Source organism: Kingella bonacorsii, from assembly GCF_016623605.1.
GTDB lineage: Bacteria > Pseudomonadota > Gammaproteobacteria > Burkholderiales > Neisseriaceae > Kingella_B > Kingella_B oralis.
Genome location: NZ_JAEHNZ010000001.1, coordinates 389,461 through 414,378, shown reverse-complemented (window position 1 = coordinate 414,378; position 24,918 = coordinate 389,461). Strand labels below are relative to the sequence as shown.

31 protein-coding genes and 1 tRNA gene are annotated in these 24,918 nt (G+C 56.0%); 12 read left to right on the top strand and 20 right to left on the bottom strand.

Annotated features, from left to right (window positions below):
- Window positions 1–173: 173 nt before the first annotated feature.
- Entirely contained in the window at window positions 174–1,139 is a 966-nt protein-coding gene (gene hprK / locus JDW22_RS02080) for an HPr(Ser) kinase/phosphatase (protein ID WP_200521946.1), read from the top strand.
- A complete protein-coding gene (gene rapZ, locus JDW22_RS02075; protein ID WP_200521430.1) occupies window positions 1,120–1,962 on the top strand; it encodes an RNase adapter RapZ in 843 nt (280 codons plus the stop codon). Before hprK ends, rapZ begins: the two co-directional genes overlap by 20 nt.
- On the opposite strand, the gene JDW22_RS02070 is transcribed toward rapZ, so the two are convergent.
- Window positions 1,959–2,105 carry a hypothetical protein gene (locus JDW22_RS02070; RefSeq protein ID WP_200521428.1) on the bottom strand — a complete coding sequence of 49 codons (147 nt, stop codon included), beginning with the start codon at window positions 2,103–2,105 and terminating at the stop codon, window positions 1,959–1,961. The genes rapZ and JDW22_RS02070 overlap by 4 nt on opposite strands.
- Before the next feature lie 139 nt (window positions 2,106–2,244).
- On the opposite strand from JDW22_RS02070, the gene JDW22_RS13505 reads away from it, so the two are divergent.
- The 4 genes from JDW22_RS13505 (at window position 2,245) to acpS (ending at window position 4,776) form a co-directional block, all read left to right on the top strand.
- Window positions 2,245–2,382, top strand: coding sequence for a hypothetical protein (locus JDW22_RS13505; RefSeq protein WP_207748799.1), 138 nt, complete (start codon window positions 2,245–2,247; stop codon window positions 2,380–2,382).
- 252 nt (window positions 2,383–2,634) lie between these two features.
- A complete protein-coding gene (locus JDW22_RS02065) occupies window positions 2,635–3,264 on the top strand; it encodes a phosphoribosylanthranilate isomerase (protein WP_200521427.1) in 630 nt (209 codons plus the stop codon).
- A gap of 388 nt (window positions 3,265–3,652) precedes the next feature.
- Window positions 3,653–4,384, top strand: coding sequence for a pyridoxine 5'-phosphate synthase (gene pdxJ, locus JDW22_RS02060; RefSeq protein WP_200521425.1), 732 nt, complete (start codon window positions 3,653–3,655; stop codon window positions 4,382–4,384).
- 11 nt (window positions 4,385–4,395) lie between these two features.
- Entirely contained in the window at window positions 4,396–4,776 is a 381-nt protein-coding gene (acpS, locus tag JDW22_RS02055) for a holo-ACP synthase (RefSeq protein WP_003795433.1), read from the top strand.
- 249 nt (window positions 4,777–5,025) lie between these two features.
- Here the strand turns inward: acpS and secF are convergent, their stop codons facing one another.
- The 14 genes from secF to nrdB form a co-directional block, all read right to left on the bottom strand.
- On the bottom strand, window positions 5,026–5,967 hold the full coding sequence (gene secF / locus JDW22_RS02050) for a protein translocase subunit SecF (RefSeq protein ID WP_003795435.1): 942 nt from the start codon (window positions 5,965–5,967) through the stop codon (window positions 5,026–5,028).
- A 1-nt stretch (window position 5,968) separates the two neighbouring features.
- A complete protein-coding gene (gene secD, locus JDW22_RS02045; protein ID WP_003795437.1) occupies window positions 5,969–7,813 on the bottom strand; it encodes a protein translocase subunit SecD in 1,845 nt (614 codons plus the stop codon).
- Window positions 7,814–7,944: 131 nt separating this feature from the next.
- Window positions 7,945–8,304, bottom strand: coding sequence for a preprotein translocase subunit YajC (gene yajC / locus JDW22_RS02040; protein ID WP_003795439.1), 360 nt, complete (start codon window positions 8,302–8,304; stop codon window positions 7,945–7,947).
- A gap of 146 nt (window positions 8,305–8,450) precedes the next feature.
- Window positions 8,451–9,002 (bottom strand): isochorismatase family protein, encoded by a 552-nt coding sequence (locus JDW22_RS02035; protein ID WP_200521423.1) that lies wholly within the window; start codon window positions 9,000–9,002, stop codon window positions 8,451–8,453.
- Window positions 8,999–9,466 carry a hypothetical protein gene (locus JDW22_RS02030; protein ID WP_407929574.1) on the bottom strand — a complete coding sequence of 156 codons (468 nt, stop codon included), beginning with the start codon at window positions 9,464–9,466 and terminating at the stop codon, window positions 8,999–9,001. The genes JDW22_RS02035 and JDW22_RS02030 overlap by 4 nt, the downstream gene beginning before the upstream one ends.
- Before the next feature lie 114 nt (window positions 9,467–9,580).
- Window positions 9,581–10,876, bottom strand: a complete 1,296-nt coding sequence (locus JDW22_RS02025; RefSeq protein ID WP_200521421.1) for an MFS transporter — start codon at window positions 10,874–10,876, stop codon at window positions 9,581–9,583.
- The gene (gene ccoS / locus JDW22_RS02020) at window positions 10,873–11,049 is read right to left on the bottom strand and encodes a cbb3-type cytochrome oxidase assembly protein CcoS (RefSeq protein WP_200521419.1); all 177 of its coding nucleotides are present in this window, start codon (window positions 11,047–11,049) and stop codon (window positions 10,873–10,875) included. Before ccoS ends, JDW22_RS02025 begins: the two co-directional genes overlap by 4 nt.
- Window positions 11,050–11,051: 2 nt before the next feature.
- Entirely contained in the window at window positions 11,052–11,351 is a 300-nt protein-coding gene (locus JDW22_RS02015) for an HLGFF motif protein (protein WP_200521411.1), read from the bottom strand.
- A 68-nt stretch (window positions 11,352–11,419) separates the two neighbouring features.
- On the bottom strand, window positions 11,420–11,581 hold the full coding sequence (locus tag JDW22_RS02010) for a hypothetical protein (protein WP_155803070.1): 162 nt from the start codon (window positions 11,579–11,581) through the stop codon (window positions 11,420–11,422).
- Window positions 11,582–11,631: 50 nt separating this feature from the next.
- The gene (locus JDW22_RS02005) at window positions 11,632–12,336 is read right to left on the bottom strand and encodes a PqiC family protein (protein WP_407929571.1); all 705 of its coding nucleotides are present in this window, start codon (window positions 12,334–12,336) and stop codon (window positions 11,632–11,634) included.
- On the bottom strand, window positions 12,275–14,248 hold the full coding sequence (ftsH, locus tag JDW22_RS02000) for an ATP-dependent zinc metalloprotease FtsH (protein ID WP_235964820.1): 1,974 nt from the start codon (window positions 14,246–14,248) through the stop codon (window positions 12,275–12,277). The genes JDW22_RS02005 and ftsH overlap by 62 nt, the downstream gene beginning before the upstream one ends.
- Window positions 14,249–14,381: 133 nt before the next feature.
- Window positions 14,382–15,002, bottom strand: coding sequence for a 23S rRNA (uridine(2552)-2'-O)-methyltransferase RlmE (gene rlmE, locus JDW22_RS01995; protein ID WP_003795461.1), 621 nt, complete (start codon window positions 15,000–15,002; stop codon window positions 14,382–14,384).
- A gap of 75 nt (window positions 15,003–15,077) precedes the next feature.
- Window positions 15,078–15,860, bottom strand: a complete 783-nt coding sequence (locus JDW22_RS01990) for a ferredoxin--NADP reductase (protein ID WP_003795462.1) — start codon at window positions 15,858–15,860, stop codon at window positions 15,078–15,080.
- Between the two features lie 123 nt (window positions 15,861–15,983).
- On the bottom strand, window positions 15,984–17,117 hold the full coding sequence (gene nrdB, locus JDW22_RS01985) for a class Ia ribonucleoside-diphosphate reductase subunit beta (protein WP_200521943.1): 1,134 nt from the start codon (window positions 17,115–17,117) through the stop codon (window positions 15,984–15,986).
- A gap of 239 nt (window positions 17,118–17,356) precedes the next feature.
- Here nrdB and JDW22_RS01980 point away from each other — a divergent pair, with 239 nt between their 5' ends.
- Both JDW22_RS01980 and dinB read left to right on the top strand, forming a co-directional pair.
- Window positions 17,357–18,175, top strand: coding sequence for a tetratricopeptide repeat protein (locus JDW22_RS01980; RefSeq protein ID WP_200521400.1), 819 nt, complete (start codon window positions 17,357–17,359; stop codon window positions 18,173–18,175).
- 78 nt (window positions 18,176–18,253) lie between these two features.
- Window positions 18,254–19,336: a DNA polymerase IV gene (dinB, locus tag JDW22_RS01975; protein WP_003795471.1), complete on the top strand. Its 1,083-nt coding sequence runs from the start codon at window positions 18,254–18,256 to the stop codon at window positions 19,334–19,336.
- Here the strand turns inward: dinB and JDW22_RS01970 are convergent.
- Complete coding sequence (locus tag JDW22_RS01970) at window positions 19,315–19,515, bottom strand: hypothetical protein (RefSeq protein ID WP_200521398.1); 201 nt, start codon at window positions 19,513–19,515, stop codon at window positions 19,315–19,317. The genes dinB and JDW22_RS01970 overlap by 22 nt on opposite strands.
- 48 nt (window positions 19,516–19,563) lie before the next feature.
- Between JDW22_RS01970 and fabI the strand changes: the two genes are divergently transcribed.
- The gene (gene fabI, locus JDW22_RS01965; RefSeq protein WP_200521396.1) at window positions 19,564–20,352 is read left to right on the top strand and encodes an enoyl-ACP reductase FabI; all 789 of its coding nucleotides are present in this window, start codon (window positions 19,564–19,566) and stop codon (window positions 20,350–20,352) included.
- A gap of 78 nt (window positions 20,353–20,430) precedes the next feature.
- Here the strand turns inward: fabI and JDW22_RS01960 are convergent, their stop codons facing one another.
- The 3 genes from JDW22_RS01960 to JDW22_RS01950 all read right to left on the bottom strand — a co-directional run bounded on the left by JDW22_RS01960 (window position 20,431) and on the right by JDW22_RS01950 (window position 21,979).
- On the bottom strand, window positions 20,431–20,820 hold the full coding sequence (locus tag JDW22_RS01960; RefSeq protein WP_200521394.1) for a hypothetical protein: 390 nt from the start codon (window positions 20,818–20,820) through the stop codon (window positions 20,431–20,433).
- A 123-nt stretch (window positions 20,821–20,943) separates the two neighbouring features.
- Window positions 20,944–21,438, bottom strand: coding sequence for a Holliday junction resolvase RuvX (ruvX, locus tag JDW22_RS01955; RefSeq protein WP_200521393.1), 495 nt, complete (start codon window positions 21,436–21,438; stop codon window positions 20,944–20,946).
- Complete coding sequence (locus JDW22_RS01950; protein WP_003795484.1) at window positions 21,431–21,979, bottom strand: YqgE/AlgH family protein; 549 nt, start codon at window positions 21,977–21,979, stop codon at window positions 21,431–21,433. The genes ruvX and JDW22_RS01950 overlap by 8 nt, the downstream gene beginning before the upstream one ends.
- Before the next feature lie 200 nt (window positions 21,980–22,179).
- On the opposite strand from JDW22_RS01950, the gene JDW22_RS01945 reads away from it, so the two are divergent.
- Window positions 22,180–22,980 carry a flavoprotein gene (locus tag JDW22_RS01945; RefSeq protein WP_200521391.1) on the top strand — a complete coding sequence of 267 codons (801 nt, stop codon included), beginning with the start codon at window positions 22,180–22,182 and terminating at the stop codon, window positions 22,978–22,980.
- 289 nt (window positions 22,981–23,269) lie between these two features.
- Here JDW22_RS01945 and proB read toward each other — a convergent pair whose 3' ends face one another.
- Window positions 23,270–24,391 carry a glutamate 5-kinase gene (gene proB, locus JDW22_RS01940; protein WP_200521389.1) on the bottom strand — a complete coding sequence of 374 codons (1,122 nt, stop codon included), beginning with the start codon at window positions 24,389–24,391 and terminating at the stop codon, window positions 23,270–23,272.
- Between proB and JDW22_RS01935 the strand changes: the two genes are divergently transcribed.
- Together JDW22_RS01935 and JDW22_RS01930 are read left to right on the top strand one after the other, a co-directional pair.
- Complete coding sequence (locus JDW22_RS01935) at window positions 24,390–24,620, top strand: hypothetical protein (protein ID WP_200521387.1); 231 nt, start codon at window positions 24,390–24,392, stop codon at window positions 24,618–24,620. The two genes, proB and JDW22_RS01935, sit on opposite strands and share 2 nt — an antisense overlap.
- Window positions 24,621–24,706: 86 nt before the next feature.
- A tRNA-Phe gene (locus JDW22_RS01930) sits at window positions 24,707–24,782 on the top strand.
- Window positions 24,783–24,918 lie beyond the last annotated feature (136 nt).

The window sequence follows — 24,918 nt, the reverse complement described above, 5'->3', positions numbered from 1 at the left end:
CTTATGGCGTAAACGTGTAAACAGGGTGTATGCGCAATACGCCCTTTTGTATTTGTATTTGAGGCAGCCTGAAAAGGCGATTGGCTCATATCCGATTAAACCATTCCAACGCTTTTCAGGCTGCCTTATGCCCCGCCCCCAAAGGCAGCCTGAAAACCCAAAAAGGAACTCCCATGCCCAGCATCTCCGTGCGCAAGCTCTATCAAGACAACCAACACAAACTGCAACTGGCGTGGGCGGCAGGCGCGGCAGGCGGCGATAACCGCATCGCTGTGGAAGCCGATCGCCCCGTGCTTGCGCTGGTGGGGCATCTGAATTTTATCCATCACAACCAAGTGCAAGTGCTGGGCGTTGCCGAAGTCGCCTATCTGCAAAAATTGGAACAGGCCGAGCACCACACGGGCTTGAACGAGCTGTTCAACTTTCCGATGACGCTGGTGATTGTCGCCAACGGCTTGCCCATCCCGCAAAGCCTGCGCGATTATTGCCACACGCACAACACGCCGCTGCTCACCTCCAAGCTAGAAAGCCCCTATCTGATGGACGTGCTGCGGATTTATTTGCAGCGCGTGCTTGCCGCCTCCACCATCAAACACGGCGTGTTTTTGGACGTGTTTGAAATCGGCGTGCTGCTCACCGGCAAATCGGGGCTGGGCAAAAGCGAACTCGCGCTGGAACTGATTTCGCGCGGGCACAGCCTGGTTGCCGACGATGCGATTGAGCTGTATCGCACCGCGCCCGAAAACCTGGAAGGCCGCTGCCCGCCCGTGTTGCGCGACTTTTTGGAAGTGCGCGGCTTGGGCGTGCTCAATATCCGCCATATGTTTGGCGAAACTGCCATCCGCCCCAAGAAAACCCTGCGCCTGATTATCAACCTTGTGTTGGCGGATGACGATTACATGAAAACGCTAGACCGCCTCAGCATCCGCACCGAAACCGAAACGATATTGAACGTCCCCGTCCGCTCGGTAACGCTGCCCGTTGCCGCAGGGCGCAACCTTGCCGTGCTGGTGGAAGCCGCCGTGCGCAACTACATCCTGCAACGCCACGGCAAAGACAGCACCAAAGAATTCCTGGAACGCCACCAAAGCATGATGAACAAACCCGAAGAGAACAGCCATGAAAATAATCTTGATTAGCGGCTTATCAGGCTCAGGCAAAACCATCGCCCTCAATCTGCTGGAAGACAACGGCTTCTTTTGCATAGACAATTTGCCGCTGGAACTCCTGCCTGAGCTGATTGCGCTGCACAGCCACCAACGCCCCGCCAACGACCAAATCGCCATCAGCATAGACATCCGCTCCAACCTCAACACCCACACCGCCCACGAAACCCTAATTGCCCTGCGCCGCGCGGGGCATCAAGTCAGCCTCCTATTTTTAGAAGCCAACGAAGCCGTGTTACTGCGCCGTTTCTCCGAAACCCGCCGCAGCCACCCGCTCGCCCGCAACCACATCACCCTGCCCGAAAGCCTGCACCGCGAGCGCGAATGGCTAGCCCCCCTGCGCGAACACGCCTACTGCATTGATACCAGCAGCCTTACCGCGCAACAACTGCGCCACCTTGTTGCCCAATGGATAGGCATAGACCACAACCGCCTGCTCGTTAGCATCATCTCGTTTGGCTTCAAACACAGCGCGCCGCCGCACGCCGATTTCGTGTTTGACGTGCGCAGCCTGCCCAATCCTTATTACGACCCCGCCCTGCGCCCCTACAACGGCAAAGAGCAGCCCATCCGAGACTACCTTGCCACCCAGCCGCTGGTGAACGAAATGATAGGCGACATTTTCCACTTCCTGCACCGCTGGCTGCCGCGCATCCGCCAAGAAAACCGCAGCTATGTAACCATCGCCATCGGCTGCACAGGCGGGCAGCACCGCTCGGTTTACATCGCCGAGCAGCTGGGCAGGCAACTGGCGGATGAATACCAAACGCTCGTGTTCCACCGCCAGTTGAGCTAATAGGCAGCCTGAAAAAGTGGGTTTTTGCTGTTTACGTTAAACCCAATTTCAGGCTGCCTTGTAGGGTGGGCAACTCGCTTGCCCACCAAGCCACAGCCCAATCTCATTTTCAGGCTGCCTATCCGATACCCAATCGCCAACATTAAGGCAGCCTGAAAACGCCCATTTAACTATTACGCCAAACCACATTTCAGGCTGCCTATGGAACGGCGACGGCTCGTCGCCAAATAACCATTAAAGCTAGGTTGCGCTCGCCATTAAAATATCGGCAAGCCTTGTAGGTTGGGCAACTCGCTTGCCCACCAAATCACAACCAATCCAACATTAAGGCAGCCTGAAAACGCCTGTTTGACCATTACGCCAAACCACATTTCAGGCTGCCTATGGAACGGCGACGGCTCGTCGCCAAATAACCATTAAAACTAGGTTGCGCTTGCCATTAAAATATCGTCGAGCCACCGATGCTCCAAGAGTTTCAAGCTGTTCATCCAATGCCGTAGGGTGGGCAACTCGCTTGCCCACCAAGCCACAGCCCAATCTCATTTTCAGGCTGCCTATCCGATACCCAATCGCCAACATTAAGGCAACCTGAAAACACCTGTTTGACTATTACGCCAAACCACGTTTTTCAGGCTGCCCATTAACCCCACCCCAACCCACCCTAAAAAAACCATGACCAAAATCCAAACCAAAATCTGCGGCATCACCCGCCCCCAAGATGCCCAACTCGCCGCGCAACTGGGCGCAGATGCCATCGGGCTGGTTTTTTTCGCCGGCAGCAAACGCTGCGTAACCATCGCCCAAGCGCAAGCCATCGTGCGCGTGCTGCCCCCGTTTGTCAGCGTGGTCGCCCTGTTTGTGAACGAAACCGCCGAGCGCATCCGCGAAATCCTCGCCCGCGTGCCGATTGACGTTTTGCAGTTCCACGGCGACGAAACACCCGCCTTCTGCCAACAATTCCGCCGCCCCTATCTCAAAGCCGTGCGCGTGCAAACCCCCGCCGACATCACCGCCGCCCTGCGCGATTTCGCCGATGCCCGCGCCGTGCTGTTTGATGCCTTTGTTCACGGCGCATACGGCGGCACAGGGCACACCTTCGATTGGACGATGCTGCCTAAAAAGCTAAACGGGCATTGGATTTTGTCGGGCGGATTAAACGCAGAGAATGTTGCCGATGCCTTGCGCGTTACGCACGCGCAGGCGGTGGATGTGTCCAGTGGGGTGGAAAGCGCGGCGGGCGTGAAATCGCCCGAGAAGATGGCGGCGTTTATGGCGGCGGTGCAGGCGTTTCAGGCTGCCTAAGCGGGGAAAAACGGCAGAGGCAGCCTGAAACCCTTGCGAAGCCTGCCGCCGATGGCGCATCAAAAGTTCGCCGAGATGGCTGACCCGTATTCAGGTTTCAGGCTGCCGCAAATCGCAGGCAAAAAAAACGGTGTGAACCAACAGCGTTCACACCGAAACACACACATCAAGAGGAAAACAATTTAGAAATATCTCAAAACAACAACTTGCGTCGTCTTTACGATGCAGCGCATTATGGGGGATAGCTCAAAGTTTCGTTTTGACATATGTCAAACAAGATTGGGGCAACGGTTAGAATTTGAGTAAATAAGCAAAATTTGCCTAAGCAACAGGCGGAAAGTGCTAAACTGCGCCCGTTTTTTTGTAAACAAATATTAAGGAAACAACCATGTTACTCGGCATCAATATTGACCACGTTGCCACGTTGCGCAACGCGCGCGGCGCATCTTACCCCAGCCCTCTGGAAGCGGCTTTGGTGGCGGAAACCAACGGCGCGGACGCGATTACCCTGCATCTGCGCGAAGACCGCCGCCACATCAAAGACGCGGATGTGTTCGCCATCAGGCAGGCGATTAAAACGCGGATGAATCTGGAAATGGCGATGACCGAAGAAATGCTGGCTAACGCGCTGCAAGTGATGCCCGAAGACGTGTGCATCGTGCCCGAAAAGCGCACCGAGGTAACCACCGAGGGCGGTTTGGATGTGGCGGGGCAGCCTGAAAAGGTGCGCGATTATGTGGCGCGCCTGCACGCGGCGGGCATTCGCGTGTCGCTGTTTATTGATGCCGAGCGGGCGCAGATTCAGGCTGCCTATGATTGCGGCGCGCGGGTGATTGAATTGCACACGGGCGCGTATGCCGATGCGCCCACGCCTGCGGCGCGCGCGGCGGAGTTGGCCAAAATCCGCGAGGCGGCGGCGTTTGCCGACGGCTTGGGGATAACGGTGAACGCGGGGCACGGTTTGACCGTGCAGAATGTGGGCGCGATTGCGCAGATTGAGCAGATTGTGGAGCTGAACATCGGGCATTCCATCATCGCCCAAGCGATATTTTTGGGCTTGCCCGATGCGATTCGGCAGATGAAGGAAGCCATGTTCCGCGCGCGCAGCGGCATCCGATAGGCAGCCTGAAAATGATTTACGGCATTGGCACGGATATTGTCGCCGTGCCACGCATTGCGGCGTTGCATCAACGCTATGGCGATGCGCTGGCACGGCGCATTTTAACGGCGCAAGAATGGGCAACCTACGCCGCGCACGCGCAGCCCGCGCGCTTTTTGGCGAAACGCTTTGCGGCAAAAGAGGCGTTTGCCAAGGCGGTGGGCACGGGCATCCGCGAGCCGGTGAGCCTGCGTTTTATCGGTGTGGCGCATGACGGGCTGGGCAAGCCGGTGTTTGCCTGCGCGCCCGAATTGGCGGCTTGGCTGGCGGCGCGCGGCATTGCGCGGGTGCATCTGAGCCTGAGCGACGAGCGGGAGCAGGTGGTGGCGTTTGCGCTGGCGGAAGCGGAGTAGGGCAGCCTGAAAACGCTTGATGTGCCTTAATATAGATTTCAGGCTGCCTATCGTTGCTGATAAGGCAGCCTGAAAACCGGGTAACACGGATTGGCGCAATCATGGAGCGGCGGCTCGTCGACATTGGGGCTTGCAATCCGCGCCGCTGATTCAATGCACCATTTGGCAACGAACCGTTGCCATTTCGTCCAATAATTTTCAGGCTGCCTATCGCATCCGATAAGGCAGCCTGAAAACCATCTGCGGCGGTTAAACCACCGCTTCTTCTTTTTGCACTTTCTGCTTCACAATATTGTGGCGGTCTAGCCCGAACATCAGCAGCAAGGGGCTGGCCACCAGCACGGAAGAGTAAATCCCGAACACAATGCCGATGGTCAGTGCCATGGCGAAGCCGTGCAACGCTGCGCCGCCAAATATCAGCATGGAAATCACCATCGCCTCGGTTGAGCCGTGGGTAATCACGGTGCGTCCCATGGTATGCGTAATCGCGTTGTCAATCACTTCGGGCACGCTGTGGTTGCGCATGGAGCCTTTGTAGAAATTCTCGCGGATTCGGTCAAACACTACCACCGATTCGTTCACCGAATAGCCCAACACCGCCAACACCCCAGCCAGCACGGTGAGCGAAAACTCCCATTGGAAAAAGGCAAAGCAGCCGAGAATAATCACAATATCGTGCATATTGGCGATGATGGCAGACACGGCAAACCGCCATTCAAAGCGCATTGCCAAATAGATGATGATGCCGAAAACCACCATGCCCAGCGCGGTCAAACCGTGGCTCACCAATTCGTCGCCCACCGCAGGTCCGATGAACTCCACTTGGCGCAGGCTCACATCGCTGCTGTCTTTTTTCAGTACGTCCATCACTTGGTTGGACAGCTGCGCGGAAGACAAATCTTCGCGGTTGGGCAGGCGAATCATAATGTGTTTGTTGGTGCCGAGTGCCTGCACTTGGATTTCGCCCATTTTCAGCGTGTCCAAGCTGTGGCGCACCTTGTTCAAATCCGCGCCTTGTGCCGAAGCGTATTCCACTTCCATCAGCGTGCCGCCCGTAAATTCCACCGACAGATTCAGCCCGCGCGTCAATAAAAAGATAACGGCGAGGATAAACGTTGCCAATGAAATGAAGGTGGTGAGCTTGCCATAGCTCATAAACGGAATGTCGCGTTTAAAATGAAAGAGTTCCATATCAAGCCTCCTCTTTTTTGTCTAACACGGCGGGATAGCGCACGCCGATGGAGAGATGTTGCAGCTTTTTGCGGTTGCCGTACCACAAATTCACCAAGGCGCGAGACACCACAACGGATGAATAAATGGAAGTCATAATGCCCAAGCAATGCACAATCGCAAAGCCGCGCACGGGGCCCGTGCCGAAAATCAGCAGGGCGATGCCCGCAATCAGCGAGGTTAAGTTGGAATCCAAAATGGTGTCCCAAGCGTGGTCATAGCCTTCTTTGATGGCGATTTGGGCTTTTTTGCCCTCGCGCAGTTCATCGCGGATGCGCTCGTTAATCAACACGTTAGAGTCAATCGCCATACCCAGCGTTAACGCCATGGCGGCGATGCCCGGCAGCGTGAGCGTGGCTTGCAGGGCGGATAAAATGGCAAACAGGAACAACAGGTTAGCCGACAGCGAAATGGCTGAAAAAATGCCGAACAGGCGGTAATACACAATCATGAACACGGTAACGACCACAAAGCCCCACACGGTGGAATGGATGCCTTTGCTGATGTTTTCCGCGCCCAAAGAGGGGCCGATGGTGCGCTCTTCAATAATTTTCATCGGCGCGGCCAGCGAGCCTGCGCGCAGCAGCAGGGCAACGTCGTTGGCTTCGGCAAGGCTTGCCATGCCTGTGATTTGCACGCGCCCACCGGTAATCGGTTCGTTGATGCGCGGCGCGGTTACCACTTCGGCTTTGCCTTGGTCAATCAGCACCATTGCCATGATTTTGCCTTTGTTGGCGGTGGTCAAATCGGCAAAGGTGGACGAGCCCGAGCTGTCCAGCGCAAGGCTCACAATCGGCAGCTTGGTTTGCTGGTCTTGGCTGCCCTGCGCTTGGTTGATGTTTTCGCCGGTCAGTTCCACCTGCTTGCTCACCAAGAACTGATGCCCTTCGTTGTCGCTGAGCAGTTCGTAGCCATCGGGGATGTTGCCGTTTTGCGCTTGCGCGTACAGCGCCATGTCGCTGCTCACCATGCGCACTTCCAGCGTGGCGGTGCGCCCGATGATGTCTTTGGCCTTGGCGGTGTCGGTCATGCCAGGCAGTTGCACCACGATGCGGTCGGTGCCCGCCTGTTGGATAACGGGCTCGGCGGTGCCCAGCTCGTTTACGCGGTTATGCAGCGTGGTGATATTTTGCTTCACAGCATCGCTGCGGATTTGCGCCAGCAGCGCGTCGGGCAGCGCCACGGTAATCTCGTTGCCGTTGCTGCTGATTTGCGCGCCTTCCAGCATTTTTTGCAATTCGGGCAGGGCCTTTTGCATGTCGGCCGCGTCTTGGAACGGCACCACAAGGCTGTTTTCCTGCTTGCGGATGCCGCCCACGCGGATGTCTTGCTGGCGCATGGTGCGGCGGATGTCGCCGGCATAGCGGTCAAGCGTTTTTTCCAGCGCGGCTTTCATGTCTACTTGCATGGTGAAATGCACGCCGCCGCGCAAGTCCAAGCCGAGGAACATGGGTTTGGCGCCGATTTTTTCCAGCCATTCGGGGCTGTTGGCGATTTGGTTTTGCGCGACGATGTAGCCCTCGCCCAGCGCGGCATCAATGGCATCGCGGGCGGAGATTTTGGTGGCGTCGGACACACGCACTTTCAGGCTGCCGCCTGCGATAAACATGCCGCCGTGCTGGATATTGGCTTTTTGCAGCGCATCGGCAACGGTTTTTTCGGTGTTGCTGTCAATGGTGATGGATTGTCGGTTGGTGGAAATTTGGATGGCTGGGGTTACGCCGTACAGATTGGGCAGCGTGTAGATGACGGCTAGCACAATCGTGAACGCAATCAGCAGGTATTTCCAAAGCGGATAACGATTCATGTTTTTTCCTTTGGTTTTCAGGCTGCCTGTGGCTTTTCCGTTTTCAGGCTGTCTTGAAAGGATAATCGGTAAAACGTGGAAAACAGCAACGGACGCGCCATTGCTGTTTTCGGGGGGCGGGCAGCCTGAAATCAGTTGGCTGCGGGCGGCTGGCTGTTTGCGGCTTCGGGCTCAACGGGGTTGGCGTTGGCATCCACTTTGGCGGCGATGGCGTTTCGGTCCACTTCGATGTTCACGCCTCGGGCAAGCTCGATGGTGAAGACGTGTTCGCCTGTTTTAATCACGCGCCCGTAAAAGCCTGCGGCGAGCAGCACGCGGTCGCCCTTTTTCAGCTCGCTAATCATGGTTTGGCGGGCTTTTTCGCGTTTTTGGTTGGGGCGAATCATCATAAAGTAAATAATGGCAAACAGCGGCAGCCACATCAAAATGGCTGACCATGGGCTTTGGCCGGCTGCTGCCGCGCCATCGGCGGCGTGTGCGAAATCGATCATTTGCGTTCCTTTGCGGATGAAGTAAAAAACGTGCGATTTTAGCAGAGTAATGGGCGGGGCGGGGGATGCGTTTAAACAATCAGGCAGCCTGAAACGGGAAATACGTTTTCAGGCTGCCTTTGGGGCGCGGATTGCCGCGTTTGAAATCACACAATCAATTTGGAAATGGCTTTGAACTGCGGATGCTGCGCGTCTTTGAGCAGCATAAACAACAGGCTTTCATTATTGCTCACCACGCCGCCTGCTGCTTGGATTTGTTGCAAGCCGTTGGCTTTGTTGGCGGCGATGCGCGATGTGGCGCATTCTTGCGGGATGAAAACGTTGTAGCCTTGTTGGCGCAAATCTAACACGGTTTGCAGCATGCAAATATGCGTTTCGCAGCCGATTAGAATGATGTTTTGAGCTTGCCCACTTTCAGGCTGCCTTTGTTGCAGCGCGGCGGCGACTTCGGGCGTGTAGGCAGAAAACTGGGTTTTGCTGAATTTGGGCGCATTGGGGGTGAGCAAGGCGATGTCGGGCACGGTGGCACCCAAGCCTTTGGGATATTGCTCGGTAATGATGCTGGGGATGCCCAGCAGGTTTGCGCCAGTAATGAATTGGCGGCAGGCGGCGAGAAATGCGCTGTTTTCGTGCAGGGCGGGCAACAGCCGCTCTTGGATGTCCACAACGAGTAAAACGGTGTTTTCGGTGTTAATCATTTTTTCGCTCCTAGATTAGCAATGCATTGCGCATCGCGGTTACTGAATGCTTCTGCGCCGCCTAGCAGCGCCAATTGCTGCTCGGGCGAGATTTTGGCAAACGATTGGATTTGCTGGGCGGAGAGTTTTTGCAACGGCTCATCCCACATGCAAAGGCAATATTGGGCAACGAGTGCGCCATCGTCGTCTTTCAGGCTGCGTTTGGCAAGATCTTGCTGCCATTTGGGCGCGTGTGGCACGTTTTGCACGCAGCTTTGCACGATGGCGGCTTTGGCTTTGGGCTTGCTCATGCCGCATTGGCTAAGCAGAAAAAAGCCTGCGAACAAGAGCGCAATCACGCGCAGCCAAATAACGATGGTTTTGCGTTTTTTTTGCGCGTGGGCGGTGGCGCTGTCTGGCGTTTTCAGGCTGCTGTTGGGGTGTTCGTTTGGTGTTTCAGGCTGCTGTGGGGGCGATGTAGTCATGGTGTTGATGGTAGGGAGAAGGTGGATGGGGTAGGGCAGCCTGAAATGAGTGAAGCACGTTTCGGCGTCATCAAAATGATTTCCCATTTTCAGGCTGCCTGTGGGTTGCAAACATTATCCGCGCTTGAATAGCTGCGGCGCGCGTTTGCCCAAGTAATACAAAAAGCCGATATTGCCCAAGGCAACGACTAAATAAAGCAGCAAAATGCTGTTGAACAAGGTGAGCAGCACGATGCTCATCAGCGCGGCGGCAACCATAAACACGGCATTAAGAATGTTGTTTACCGCGATGGCGTTGGCGCGAAATTCATCAGATGATGCGGTTTGCAGCCATGTGTACAGCGGCACCGAAAAAAATCCGCCAAAAAAGCCGATGCCAATCATCAGCAGGATAACGGGATACGCCATGCTTTGCGCCAGAAACGCGCTTGCGCCTTGCAAGTCGTTCAGACTGCCTGAAAACTGCACGCCGTATAACACAAACACCAACGCGCTGCCAAAAATAGCCAGCCCCGTTGCGCCCACTGTTACCAGCCAAAGTTTCAAATTGCCTTTGCTGAGCTTGGCGCAGGCGATAGAGCCTGTGGCGATGCCGATGGAAAACAGCGTGAGCATTAGATTGTAAACAGCGGTGTTGCCATGCAAATGGATGCGCACAAAGGTGGGCAGCTGGGTGGTGTACACCGCGCCGATAAACCAAAACCACGAAATGCCCATGATGGCGGTAAACAATTCAGGCTGCTTATAGGCTTGGGCAACCAGCGATTGCGTGCTGCGGGCGATGTTCCAATCCACTTTCAGCTCGGATTCTTTCGGCGCAACCGATGGCATGGCGGCGCTGGTTGCCAAGCCCAAAACGGCAATCAACACCACCCAGCCTGCGAGAATCAAAGGACTTTCGCCCGCCACCGCCGTGCCGATGATTTGACCGAGCAAAATGGCGATAAACGTGCCCGATTCAACCAAACCGTTGCCCATGATGAGTTCTTTTTCGGCAAGATATTCGGGCAAGATGGCGTATTTAACAGGACCAAACAGCGTGGATTGCGTGCCCATCACAAACAAACACAACAGCAGCAGGGGCGCGGATTGGATGTAAAAACCGAAGCCTGCCACCGCCATCACCGCCACTTCCAACACTTTGGTGGCTTGGGCGAGGCGGGCTTTGTTGTAGCGCGTGGCAAGCTGCCCCGAAAACGATGAAAACAGGAAATAAGGCAGGATAAACAGCAGCGCGCCCACGTTGAGCATTTGTTCGGACGGGATGGTGTCGTTTTTGCCCAAGCCGTAAAAGCTAATCAGCACGAACAGCGTGGTTTTGAACGAGTTGTCGTTTAACGCGCCTAAAAATTGCGTGCCAAATAGCGGGGCGAAACGGCGGCTGGTGGCGAAGGCGAAATCGTTTTTCATGGCGTGTCTTTCGGAGGGGTTTTGTTGTAGGTGTCGTCGTCATCCATCAAGATGCGGTGGGCGGGGCCTTCCAGGTCGTCAAACTGCCCGCTTTTGCCCGACCACCAAAAAAAGTAGCCAATCAAAAAGGCGAGCAGGATGCTGATGGGGATAAGGATATACAGGCTTTCCATGTTTACAGGCTGCCTTCTAAGTCGTTGAGTTGGTAGTGTTCGCCGCCGACGATGAGCCATTCTTGGCGGATGTTGGCGCGGTGGTCGCCGTCTTCGTCGCGGATGCGGACGTGGTCGCCGGCGGTTTGCCAATAGAGCGTTTGCGCTTGGGCAAGGCGGGCGAGCGCGGTGTTTTTCGCGGCGGGTTGGATTTGCAGGGCGAGCTGCCCGCTTTCGGGCTGGGGGCTGGTTTCATCGTCGGCAAGCATTACCAGAAAGCCGAGGTGTTCGCCGCTGCGGGTGTGGATGGAGAATTGGTGCATGGTGTGGGAGATAGGACGGAGTAAAGCGTTGGGGCAGCCTGAAAAGGGCAGGGCGGGGAAACAGCGTTTCAGGCTGCTTTTGGGTTTTCAGGCTGCCCGAGCGGGGCGGCAGCGCAATGCTGGTAAACCTGTTGCCAAGGGCAAACGCCAGAGGCAGCCTGAAATCTCACATGGAGCGGCGAGGGTTCGTCGCCAAATGGTTTATTTAATAGGGCTTTATGGGTTGGCAAGATGTCGGTGAGTCATCAGTTGCAGGTTTGGCAAAGGTTTCAGGCTGCCTTTATCGCGCAATTTGCTGGGCAACGCTTGCCAAGCCTTTATCCAAGCTGTTGAGCATGGCGGCGTAGCCATCGCCTTGCTGCGGCGTGGTAACGTGAAACGGGGTTTGCGTGCCGTTTTGCCAACGGGCATAGCCACTGATTTCGGTTTCGCCGCGATAGCTGCCTTGGAAGCGGTCTATGTAAACAGTAAGCTGCGCGCTACTGGCTTCGGCGGGCTGGTATTTCAGGCTGCCTGCTGCGTTGAGCTTGTTTGCCAAGGCGCGGGCAAGGGCTTGGTCCAGCGGCGATGCCCACAGGTTTTGCTGCGCGAGGGTGAGCGTGTGCTCATCGCTTTGGTAGAGCAGGCTGTCGCCATTGATCGGCGCTGCCAACACGATTTTCACGCCGATGTTGTGCGCGGGATTGCTTTGCGCAGGCAGCCTGAACGCGCTGTCGGGCAGTTGGTAATATTGGGCGGGCGGTGTGCTGCTGCACGCGGCAAGCAACAGCGCGGCGGCAATGAGGGATAATTTTTTCATGATGAATGCTTGGGGATGATGGTAACGCGGGCGGCTTTTCAGGCTGCCGAACAAACGCCGCATTATACTCAAAAAGGCAGCCTGAAACTTGCTTTGCTCGTTTTCAGGCTGCCTTTTATCGGCGTTAGGCTTGGTTTTTCGGCTCTTCGCCGTTGTCGGATAGCGCAGCGGCTTGCGCTTGTTCAACGGCTGGCGTGGCTTCGTCCGCCGCATTATCTGCCGTTTCAGGCTGCGGTTTTGCCAAGTTTGCCGCCTCGGCTGTCGCTTGCTCGGCTTCGTCCACTTCGGGCAGCGTTTCAAACTCCACGCCGTCAATCACCTCGCCGTTCCCGCGCACATTATGGCTGTAATCCTTGGGCGGGCTGGGCTGTTTGCCTGCCATAATTTCCAGCACTTGGTCGCGGTCGATGGTTTCCCATTCCACCAACGCTTTGCACATGGTTTCCATTTTGTCGCGGTTTTCGCTGAGGATTTTGTAGGCAACGGCATATTGCTCGTCCAAAATGCGGCGCACTTCGGTATCCACGTCTTGCTGCGTTTTCTCGGAAATATTTTGCGAACGGGTAACGCTGCGTCCCAAGAACACTTCGCCCTCGTTTTCTGCATACACCATCACGCCCATGCGCTCGCTCATGCCGTAGCGCGTAACCATATCGCGGGCGATTTGCGTGGCGCGCTCAAAATCGTTGGATGCGCCGGTGGAAATGCGTCCCACGAAAATATCCTCGGCAATGCGCCCACCAAACAAAATCGCAAGCTGGCTCAACATTTGGTCTTTGTACATAGAAATGCGATCGCGCTCGGGCAGCTGCCAAGTTAAGCCCAGCGCGCGCCCGCGCGGCATAATGGTTACTTTGTGCACAGGGTCGGTAAACGGCAGGCTTTCCGCCACAATCGCGTGCCCCGCTTCGTGGTAGGCGGTGGCGCGTTTTTCGTCTTCGTGCATCACCATGCTGCGGCGTTCGGGACCCATGTAGATTTTGTCTTTTGCGTCTTCAAAATCGCTTTGGTCCACTTTGATTTTGTTGCGGCGGCCTGCAAACAGCGCGGCTTCGTTCACCAAATTCGCCAAATCCGCGCCCGAGAACCCTGGCGTGCCACGCGCCAGCGAAGTCAAATCCACGCTCTTGTCCAAAGGCACTTTTTGCGCGTGCACTTTCAAAATCTGCTCGCGCCCGCGAATATCGGGCAGCGGCACCACCACTTGGCGGTCAAACCGCCCGGGGCGTTGCAGCGCGGGGTCTAACACATCGGGGCGGTTGGTCGCGGCGATAACAATCACGGTTTGATTGCTTTCAAAGCCGTCCATTTCCACCAGCAGTTGGTTCAGCGTTTGCTCGCGCTCATCGTTGCCGCCGCCCAAGCCTGCGCCGCGTTGGCGACCCACTGCGTCAATCTCGTCGATAAAGATGATGCACGGCGCGTTTTTCTTGGCTTGCTCAAACATATCGCGCACGCGGCTTGCGCCCACGCCCACGAACATTTCCACAAAATCCGAACCCGAAATGCTGAAAAACGGCACGCCCGCTTCGCCCGCAATCGCTTTGGCAAGCAAGGTTTTGCCCGTCCCAGGGCTGCCCGCCAGCAAAATGCCGCGCGGCACACGCCCGCCCAAACTTTGATAGCGGTCGGGCGCTTTCAGATAATCCACGATTTCCTGCACTTCTTCTTTGGCTTCATCGCAGCCGGCCACATCAGCAAATTTCACCGTGTTGGCATCTTTATCCAGCAGCTTGGCGCGGCTTTTGCCAAACGAAAACGCGCCGCCTTTGCCGCCGCCCGATTGCATCCGCATGAACCACATCCACGCGCCAATCAACAGTAGCACGGGCAGCAGGCTCATAAACATGCTGCTTAAAAAGCCTGGTTTTTCTTCGGGTGTAACTTTAAAGCGCACTTTGTTGTCCACCAGCAGCGTTACCAAGTTGTCGTCCATCGGCGCGTTGGTTTTGAACGTGGTTTTGTCTTTGCGCTCGCCTTTGATTTCGTAGCCGATAGGCGAGCCTTCAATATTCAGGCTGCTGATTTGCCCTGCTTTAACTTGTTGGATAAATTGAGAATATTCAATTTGCTGGTTATCCACTTTGGTTTCGCGCATATATTGCACGCCAAAGGCGATGCCCAAAAATAAAATCGCCCCTGCAACGAGGTTTTTTAAGTTGCTTCCCACAGAAACAAACTCCTATTGATGAGAAAAATGAAAGGGATTGTAAAGTATTTTTCAGGCAGCCTTAGTGTTTATTCTTGCCTAATAAATAAATCTCACTAGACCGATTGCGCGAGGCATCGGGTTTGCGCGTTTGCACCGTGCCGAACACTTCGCGCATGGCAGCCATGTATTCTTGATAGCCCGAACCTTGAAACACTTTCACCAAAAACGCGCCGCCTGTTTTCAAATGCCCGCGGGCGAAATCTAACGCCAGTTCGCACAAATAAAAGCTCCGCGCTTGGTCTATGGTGTCGTTGCCCGACATATTGGGTGCCATATCGCAAATTACAAGGTCTAGCGCGCGGTTATCCAGCAGGCGTTCAAACTCGGCCAACACGGCTTCTTCGCGGAAATCGCCTTGGATGAAATCCACGCCGTCGAGCGCGTCCATCGGCAGGATGTCCAGCGCGAACACTTTGCCTGTTTTGCCTACCAGTTTGGCGGCGATTTGCGACCAACTGCCGGGGGCGGAGCCTAAGTCGGCTAAAACCGTGCCTTGTTTGATGAGCTTGTCTTTTTCGTTGATTTCTAACAATTTATACGCGGCGCGGGCGCGGTAGCCGTCTTTTTGGGCGCGTTTGACATAGGGGTCGTTAACGTGTTCGTGCAGCCATGCGGGGGAGGATTTGGAGCGTTGTGCCATAGTTATAGTAATGAGGTGTGTTTTAGGCAGCCTGAAAACGGATTATGGTTTTCAGGCTGCCTAATGAGCAAAAAATTATTGTTCTACAAAGGCGCGTTCAATCAGATAATCGCCGCGCACGCCTGTTTTTGGGGAGGCGACCAAGCCGAAGCTGTCTAGTATGGCGGAAGTGTCGGCGTTCATCGGCATGCTGCCGCAGAGCATGGCGCGGTCGTCTTTGGGGTTGATGGGCGGCAAGCCGATGTCGTCAAACAGTTTGCCGCTTTTCATCAGGTCGGTTAAACGCCCGTGGTGTTCAAAGGGTTCGCGCGAGACGACGGGGTAGTAAATCAGTTTTTCGCGCACCATGTCGCCGAGAAATTCATGATTGGGCAAATCGCGTGTGAAGTGGTCGTAATAGGCTAAATCTTGTTTGTGGCGCACGCCGTGCACCAAAATCACTTTTTCAAATTGCTCGTAAATATCGGGGTCGCGCGTGATGCTTAAAAACGGGGCAAGCCCTGTGCCGGTGGAGAGTAGATAAAGGTGTTTGCCGCCTTCGTTGAGGTCGCTGGCGATGAGCGTGCCTGTGGGCTTTTTGCTGATGAAGATGTCGTCGCCCACTTTGATGTGTTGCAGGCGGCTGGTGAGCGGGCCGTCTTGCACTTTGATGCTGAAAAATTCTAAATGTTCTTCCCAGTTGGGGCTGGCGATGCTGTATGCGCGCATGATGGGTTTGCCGTTGTCGCCCATCACGCCAATCATCACGAATTGCCCGTTTTCAAAGCGCAGGCTTTCGTCGCGCGTGCAGGTGAAGCTGAAATAGGCATCGGTCCAATGGTGTACGGTGAGGACTTTTTGGGTGTTGTATGCTGCCATGGTGGGGCTTTCTGTTGATTTTGCAAAATGCGGGATTGTATGCAAAACGGGAGTGGCTATCAAGTGAATGCGCTAACAGAGGCAGCCTGAAAATGGGTTTCAGGCTGCCTATCGTCTGCTTGTTTACAGTTCAAAGTCTTCCAAATCTTCGGTTTTGACTTCGGCGTCAATTTGCCCGATGAGGTAAGACGAGATTTCCACTTCCTGCGGCGCAACTTGCACGTTGTCGGACGAGAGCCAGGTGTTAATCCACGGAATCGGGTTTTGCGTGGCTTTTTCAAACGCCGGCTGCAAGCCCACGGCAAGCATGCGGGCGTTGGTGATGTATTCAACGTATTGGCACAGGATGTCTTTGTTCAAGCCTATCATGCTGCCGTCTTTAAACAGATATTCTGCCCATTCTTTTTCTTGCTCGGCGGCTTTTTTGAAGAGTTCGAAGCATTCGTTTTGCAATTCGGCGGCAATTTCCGCCCATTCCGCGCCTTCCGCGCCGCCGCGCATCAAGTTGAGCATGTGTTGCGTGCTGGTGAGATGCAGTGCTTCGTCGCGGGCGATGAGCTTGATGATTTTGGCGTTGCCCTCCATCAGTTCGCGCTCGGCAAAGGCAAACGAGCAGGCGAAGGAAACGTAAAAGCGGATGGCTTCCAGCACGTTCACGCACATCAGGCAGAGGTAAAGTTTTTTCTTTAATTCGCGCTCGGACACGACGACGGTTTTGCCGTTCACTTGATGCGTGCCTACGCCCAACAGGTTGAAATATTGGGTGTATTCAATCAAATCGTCGTAGTAGCAGGCGATGTCTTCGGCGCGGGCGATGATGTATTCGTTTTGCACGATGTCGTCAAACACGACGGAGGGGTCGTTCACGATGTTGCGGATGATGTGGGTGTAGCTGCGGCTGTGGATGGTTTCAAAAAACGACCAGGTTTCAATCCATGTTTCCAGCTCGGGCAGGGAAACGAGCGGCAGCAGGCCAACATTGGGGCTGCGCCCTTGGATGCTGTCCAGCAGGGTTTGGTATTTCAAGTTGCTGATGAAGATGTGTTTTTCGTGTTCGGGCAGGTTGGCGTAGTCTATGCGGTCGCGCGATAAATCGACTTCTTCGGGTCGCCAGAAAAACGAGATTTGCTTTTCAATCAGTTTTTCAAAGGTTTCGTATTTTTGTTGGTCGTAGCGGGCAACGTTGACCGGCTGCCCGAGAAACATCGGTTCCAGCAGGGCGTTGTTGGGGGTTTTGGGGAAGGTGCTGTATTGCATGATGAGGTGTTCGCAAGACATTGGGGTATCCTTTTGTTTTGGGCGTGTCAAAAAACGGGCGGATTATAGCATTTTCAGGCTGCCTGATTGGGAACTTCAACCGGCGGGGCAGCCTAAAATGCGCACGCCCTTTTTCAGGCTGCCGCAAGTGCGCTAAAATCCGCGCTTTTGTTTAAACAAACGCAGCCTGAAAACGCGTTAACAGGTTTTCAGGCTGCCTCAATATACGAAAGACTGCCATGTCGTACTCGCTGAAAAATCTGCAACTCAACACTGCGTTCGCGCACATTGAAAAGGGCAACTACAAAGCCGCCGCGCCCATCATCCGCCGCTTTGCCGAGCAGGGCGATGTGGACGCGCAATATCAGCTGGCGTTTATGTATGAGCAAGGCTTGGGCGTGAAAACCGACTTTGCCGCCGCCGCCAAGTGGTACAACGCTGCCGCCGAGCAGGGCGATGCGGCCGCGCAAATGAACATCGCCACGCTCTACGAAGACGGGCTGGACGGGCTGCCGCAGGATTACGCCGCCGCGCTCAAATGGTACGGCGCGGCTTTTGAGCAGGGCGAATGGGACGCCGCCAATTCGCTGGCGCGTTTATACGCTGAAGGGCTGGGCGTGCCACAAGATTACGCCAAAGCGGTGCAATACTGGCAGGCCGCCGCCGAGCAAGACGACGATGAAGCCTTGTATAACTTGGGCGTGTGCTACGACGACGGCTTGGGCGTGAAAAGCGATTACGCCCGCGCCGCGCAGTATTACCGGCAAGCCGCCGAGCTGGGCAACAGCGATGCGATGGTGAATTTGGCAATGCTTTACCAAGAAGGCTACGGCGTGGAAAAAGACGAAGCCGTTGCCGCGCAATGGTTTCGCCAAGCCGCCGAGCTGGGCGATGCGGATGGGCAGTTGAACTTGGGCTTGTCCTACGCCGAAGGCTCGGGCGTTGAATGCGATTACCAAGAAGCGCAAAAATGGTGGCGGCTCGCCGCCGAGCAAGGCAACAAAGAAGCCGTTCGCGCGCTGGCGGCGTTGGACAAACTGCTTCAAGGCGAAAGTTGAATACTTTGAGGCAGCCTGAAAACGGGCAAAGCGAAACGCCGCTGCATACATTTTCAGGGTGCCTCCATACCATTAACCATGACCTCTCCACGCAAAATCATCCATATAGACATGGACGCGTTCTACGCATCGGTAGAACTGCGCGAACAGCCCCACCTGCGCGGCAAGCCCGTTGTGGTGGCGTGGGACGGCGCGCGCTCGGTGATTTGCGCCGCCTCGTATGAAGCCCGCAAATACGGCTTGCGCTCCGCCATGGCGGTCGCCACCGCCAAACGCCTGTGCCCGCATGCCGTTTTTATCCCGCCGCAATTCGCGCTCTACCGCCAAGTCTCCCGGCAAATCCACCAAATTTTCAGGCTGCATACCGACCTTATCGAACCGCTCGCGCTGGACGAAGCCTATTTGGACGTAACCTGCAACAAGCAAAACATCGCATACGCCCGCGACATCGCCCTCGCCATCCGCGCCGAAATCCACCGCCAAACGGGGCTAACCGCTTCCGCAGGCATCGCGCCCAACAAATTTCTCGCCAAAATTGCCTCCGATTGGCGCAAGCCCAACGGGCAATTTGTGATTGCGCCGCAAAATGTGAACGCGTTTTTGCACACCCTGCCGCTGGGCAAAATATCGGGCGTGGGCAAAAAAACGCTCGCCAAGCTCAACGCCCAAGGCTGGCGCACCGTGGGTGATTTGCAGCGCGTGCCGCTGGGCATGCTCATCAACCTGTTCGGCAGATGGGGCTACCGCTTGCACGACCTCGCGCACGGCGTGGACAACCGCCCCGTCGAGCCCGAGCGCGAGCGCGTGCAAATCTCCACTGAAATCACTCTGCCCGACGATTTGCCGCTGGGCCAAATCGTCCGCCACATTCCCGATTTGGCGCGGGACTTGGCGCAGCAGATGCAACGCCGCCACACCATCGGGCAAACGCTCACGCTCAAACTCAAAACCAGCGACTTTCGCACGCTCACCCGTTCGCAAACCTATTCGTCCGCCCTGCCCAGCGCGCAAACCCTGATTCAGGCTGCCCAACAGCTCGCCAAGCGCATGCCCAGCGAACACGAATACCGCCTCATCGGCATCGGCATCAGTCACCTGCAAGACGAAAACCGGCAGCCTGAATTGCCCGAACTGGCGTTTCAGGCTGCCTCGGCAGAGTAAAGCAGGCAGTCGCGCCAACGCATCGGGCAGCCTGAAAAACACCCGCGCGGAACGCTCGCCACCGCCACCGCCCGCCCGTTTTCAGACTGCCCGCCGCCTGCTGTTTTGACCCAAATCAAATCCGACCCATCCCAACAGCCAACTCCATTTTTCAGGCTGCCTAAAACCATAAAAACCACTATAATACGCGTTTTTCCCAATTTCCCCAATCAATCGAAGGATACAAAATGACCATGTTGCAAGGCAAAAAAATCCTGATTACAGGTATGATTTCCGAGCGCTCCATCGCCTATGGCATCGCCAAAGCCTGCCACGAACAAGGCGCGGAGCTGGCGTTCACCTATGTGGTGGACAAACTGGAAGAGCGCGTGCGCAAACTCGCCGCCGAATTCAATTCCGAACTCGTGTTCCGCTGCGACGTGCAAAGCGATGAAGAAATCGCGCAAACGTTTGCCAGCTTGGGCAAGCATTGGGATGGCTTGGATGGCTTGGTGCACGCCATTGCCTTTGCGCCCAAAGAAGCCCTGAACGGCGATTTTTTAGACAGCATCAACCGCGAAGCCTTTAACATCGCCCACGAAGTTTCCGCATACAGCCTGCCCGCGCTTGCCAAAGCCGCCCGCCCGATGATGCGCGGGCGCAACGCCTCCATCTTGGCATTGACCTACCTTGGCGCAGTGCGCGCGATTCCCAATTACAACGTGATGGGCATGGCAAAAGCCAGCTTGGAAGCAGGCATCCGCTTCACCGCATCCTGCTTGGGCAAAGACGGCATCCGCTGCAACGGCATTTCCGCCGGCCCCATCAAAACCTTGGCGGCATCGGGCATCGCCGATCTCAGCAAGCTGCTGGCGCACGTTGCCGCGCAAAACCCCTTGCGCCGCAATGTAACCATCGAAGAAGTGGGCAACACCGCCGCATTCTTGCTGTCTGACCTCGCATCGGGCATTACCGGCGAAATCACTTATGTGGACGGCGGTTACAGTATCAACGCGCTCAACGACGGCGACGAATAAGCCAAGCAAATAACGCAAAGGCAGCCTGAAAACGGAAATTCTCGTTTTCAGGCTGCCTTTTTGTGTTTTGTTTGGCGGTTATTCAATGCACACGGAAACTTTGCCGCCGCGGTCAAAGCGAACGGCGTAGCTGCCCGCTTCGGGCAAATCGGCAAAATGAAATGCTGCGCCGCTGTCGGTATCGATGCCGCGCGCCATGTATAAGGTTTCGCCGTCGGGGGCGGTGAGCACGCCGCTCGCGCTGCTGTGCAGGGCTTTGCCCTCATCGGGCACGAAAAAGCGGTAGCTGCCTTTGCCGGCGGTGAAGTGGGCGCAGCCGTTTGCTTTGAGCGGCAAGGCGTTGCCCGAGGCTTGGGCGGCGTGGCGGGCTTTGGGGCTTGCTTTGGCGTGGCGGGTTTTTGCTGTTGCCGTGCCTGCGCTTAGGCTGAGCGATAGCGCGCAGAAAATCAGGGCGAGGGATGTTTTCATGATGATTCCTTTGCTGGATGGGAGAAGTGAATGGTAGGGCGGATTGGCGCGTTCGGCAAGGTTTGCGGCGGATTGCGCCGTTGGCACGAACAACAGGGCAGCCTGAAACGCGCCCATCCGTTTTCAGGCTGCCTCTGGCTTGTCGCTGTCGTCCGCATCTGCTTGGCGGTCAAAAAAATCTACCGCGCCGCTGTCAAAAAAACTTTGCAAAATGGCTTGCGCGGCAACTTGGTCCAGCACGGGCTTTTGTTTGCGCCCGCGAACGCCGTTTTCGCGCAACAGCTCTTCGGCGTAAACCGACGATAGCCGTTCGTCCACCCAATACACGGGCAGCCTGAAACGCCCGTTCAGGCGATGCCCGAATTTGCGGGCGAGCTGAGTGAGCGCGTGTTCGCTGCCATCGATGTGTACGGGCAGGCCGACAATCAGGTTTTCAGGCTGCCATTCTTGAATCAGCGCGGCGATGCGGGCGAATTTTTCATCGTTGCTGTTGCCGGTAATCGTGGCGATGGGGTGGGCGATGCGGATGCGGCAATCGCCTTGCGCTGCACCGATGCGTGTTTCGCCGAAGTCGAAGGCAAGGCAGCCGCCGCTGGCGGGTGCGGCAAAATCAGGCATGACCCATCGCTCCGGCAAAGTTTTCGCGGCGGATGCCCAGTTTGCCGAACGCGGCGGCATAGCGTTCTTCGGGCGGGATGCCGAACAGAATATGCGGGTCGGCGGGCACGGTAAGCCACGAGTTTTGCGCGATTTCTTGTTCAAGCTGCCCCGCGCTCCAACCGGAATAGCCGATGGTGAGCACTGCGCCTTGGATTTCGTCGTCTTGGTGCAAGCCTTCGATGATGTCGCGCGAGGTGGTGAGTGCGATGCTGTCGGTGATGCTCAAACTGCTGTCCCAGTTGCCGATGGGCGTGTGCAGCACGAAGCCGCGCTCGGTTTGCATCGGGCCGCCCATCATCACATATTGGTTTTTAAAGCGCGCGGGCGTGTCTTTGCCGATGGCGGCGAACACCACGTTCATGGTTACAGGCGAGGGTTTGTTCACGATAACGCCCATTGCGCCGTTTTCGCCGTGTTCGCACAGGTAAATCAGGCTGCCTGAAAATAAGGAATCTTCAAGATTGGGCATGGCAAGCAGAAAATGGTTGGCTAGGTTCATGATGGTGCCGTGGTGGATGGTTTGGCTGTTTATATTGGGCGCGGGCGCGGTTTTTCAAGGCAGGCGGGGCCGCTGTTTTCAGGCTGCCGCGGCGGGGTGGGACGAAATTGTCTCTATAAATTGAGTAAAAGCAGTTGAAATTGTTTAGGCAAACTATTATATTACGCACTTCGTTTGTTAATCTTAACTCAGGGAAGAGTATGAAAACTGTACAAGAAATTCGTTTTGAAAACTTTGAATTGTTGATTAAAGAAGCGGGCACGATTGCCGAATTGGCGCGCAAAACGGGCTACGACAAGCCTGCGTATTTGTACCAACTGCGCGCGCAAGTGGTGAAACCCAACGGCAAGGCGCTGCAATTGGGCAGACGCGTGGCGTTGCGCTTGGAGCAGGGCATGAACAAGCCCGCGGGCTGGATGGATATTGACCACGCCAGCGAACCCACTTTGGCGGCCGTTGCGGTTTCAGGCAGCCTGAAATCAACCGGCAACAGAGTGGGCGTGGCATTGACTTCGCCCGAAAGCGCGGTTTACGGCGCGGCGGTGATTCGTGCGCTGCTGAGCGCGGGCAAACAAGTTTGCCTGGCATTTAACGATGCGGCGGAGCGCGCGTTTGCGCAAACGGGCATTGCGCTGGACGACGCGGCGGCGGTGCGCAAACATTTTTATGCGACCGAAGCGCAACTGAGTTTTGCCGATGAGCATTTGTCGCCTTTCGCTTTGAATGCGGTGGTAGTGCCTGCGGCGCGTGGCGGCAGCTTGGCTTTGATTGCCAACGGCGCAACCCAATCGCCCGCCGCGCGCATGGCGGAATTGGCGTTGGCAACCAAACGCCCTGTGGTGATTGCGCCTTGCGAAGCGGTGCTTTCCGCGGCGCAGTTGCACAATCTGCAAACTTTGTCGGCGCAAGGCGCGGTGATTTTGCCCGTTTCGGCAGCCGCTTCTGCGGAGCAGGCCGAGTTTTTGACTGCTTGTGTGTTGGCACAACTGGGCTTGCAATAAGCGCGCATGGAAGGCTTGTATGAACTCGTTTCGCTGCTGGTGCGCTTTGTGGCTTGGTTGATTAGCTTGCTGCCGCGCGGCGATTCCTGAAACGGGTAAAACGATTTTCAGGCTGCCTCAACCCTTGTTTGCAAGGGAAAGGCAGCCTGAAACGTTTGTTGCGAACGGGTTTTGCGGCGTTTGATTGACCATTGAGCCTTTGGGCGTTTTCAGACTGCCTCCGGTTTAACCGCCGAGGCAGCCTGAAATCTAATCTAAATAGAGCGGCGGCTCGTTGCCGATGGCTGCATCACCAATGCGCCATATTGTCTCGATGCACCAGCTCGTCTTCGTGCGCGTAGCCCAGTTTGGCGGCGATTTCGTCGGCATGGCAGCGCAGGATTTTCTCCGCTTCGGCGCTGCTGTAATTGCTCAACCCGCGCGCGATTTCCTTGCCCGCGCTGTTCACAATGGCGATGAGTTCGCCGCGCTGAAAATGCCCGTTCACGCGCACGCAGCCCACGGGCAGCAAGCTGCTGCGGCTTTGTTGCAATGCGGTTTCCGCGCCCGCATCCACCACAACGCTGCCTGAAATTTGGATATGCCCCAGCAGCCATTGTTTGCGCGCGTTCACGCGGCTGAATTCGCTGGTGAACAGCGTGCCGATGCTCTCGCCCGCGCACAGCCGCACCAACACATCAGGCTCGCGCCCCGAGGCGACCACGGTGTTGGCGCCGCTCAATGCCGCGCGTTTTGCCGCCAGCACTTTGGTGTACATCCCGCCCGTGCCCACGCCTGTGCCCGCGCCGCCCGCCATGCTTTCCAAATCGGGATGGGCGGCGGAAATTTGGCTGATAAACTGCGCTTGCGGGTTTTTGCGCGGGTCGCTGTCATACAAGCCGCGCTGGTCGGTGAGAATCACCAGCGCGTCGGCATCCACCAGATTGGTAACCAGCGCGCCGAGTGTGTCGTTGTCGCCCAGCTTGATTTCGGCGGTGGTTACGGTGTCGTTTTCGTTAATCACGGGCACGATATTCTGCGCCAGCAGCGTTTGCAGCGTGCTGCGCGCGTTCAGATAGCGCGTGCGGTCGCTCAAATCTTCGTGCGTGAGCAGGATTTGCGCGGTGTTGAGCCGGTGCGCGGAAAACGCGTGTTCATAGGCTTGCGCGATGCCCATTTGCCCTACGGCGGCGGCGGCTTGCAGCTCGTTTAACGCGGTGGGACGCTTTGCCCAGCCCAGCCGTTTCACGCCCTCGGCAATCGCGCCGCTGGATACCAGTATCACGTTGGTGCCGCTGCGTTTGATGGCGGCGATTTGCGTTGCCCAGTTATCCAGCGCGGTTTGGTCTATGCCGCGCCCCTCGGCGGTTACGAGGCTGGAACCGACTTTCACAACGATGAGCTTGGCTTGGGATAGGGTGGTGTGGGTCATGGTGGTTTGCCTTTTTGAATACGAAAAAGAAATTTCAGGCTGCCTTGTTTACATGGTTCACACGATAAGGCAGCCTGAAAACAGGAGCGCGATTTTACCCGATTTTGCGCAGCAATGCGCTGGGCGGTGCTTTGAATCGTGTTCATCGCAAGCCCAATCGCGTTTCAGGCTGCCGCAATGGTTTCAGGCTGCCTCAACGCACCCGCTTCCCCGTGCCCGAGCAAAATAAATGCTTTACAAAACAACCCCCGCTTAACAAAACCCAACAAATCGCTTGCGCCCCGCCCCAAGCCTGCATACAATGCGCAGCTTCTCGGCCAGATAGCTCAGTCGGTAGAGCAACGGATTGAAAATCCGTGTGTCGGCAGTTCGATCCTGCCTCTGGCCACCAAATTGCAGCCTGAACAGCAAATGTTGTTTGGGCTTTTTTGTTTTGCCCGTTTTCAGGCTGCCCTCAATGTTATTTTATGTTAAAGTCCACCCTTTCCTTTGCCTCATAAACTTGCTTCATAAACAGGACAATAATC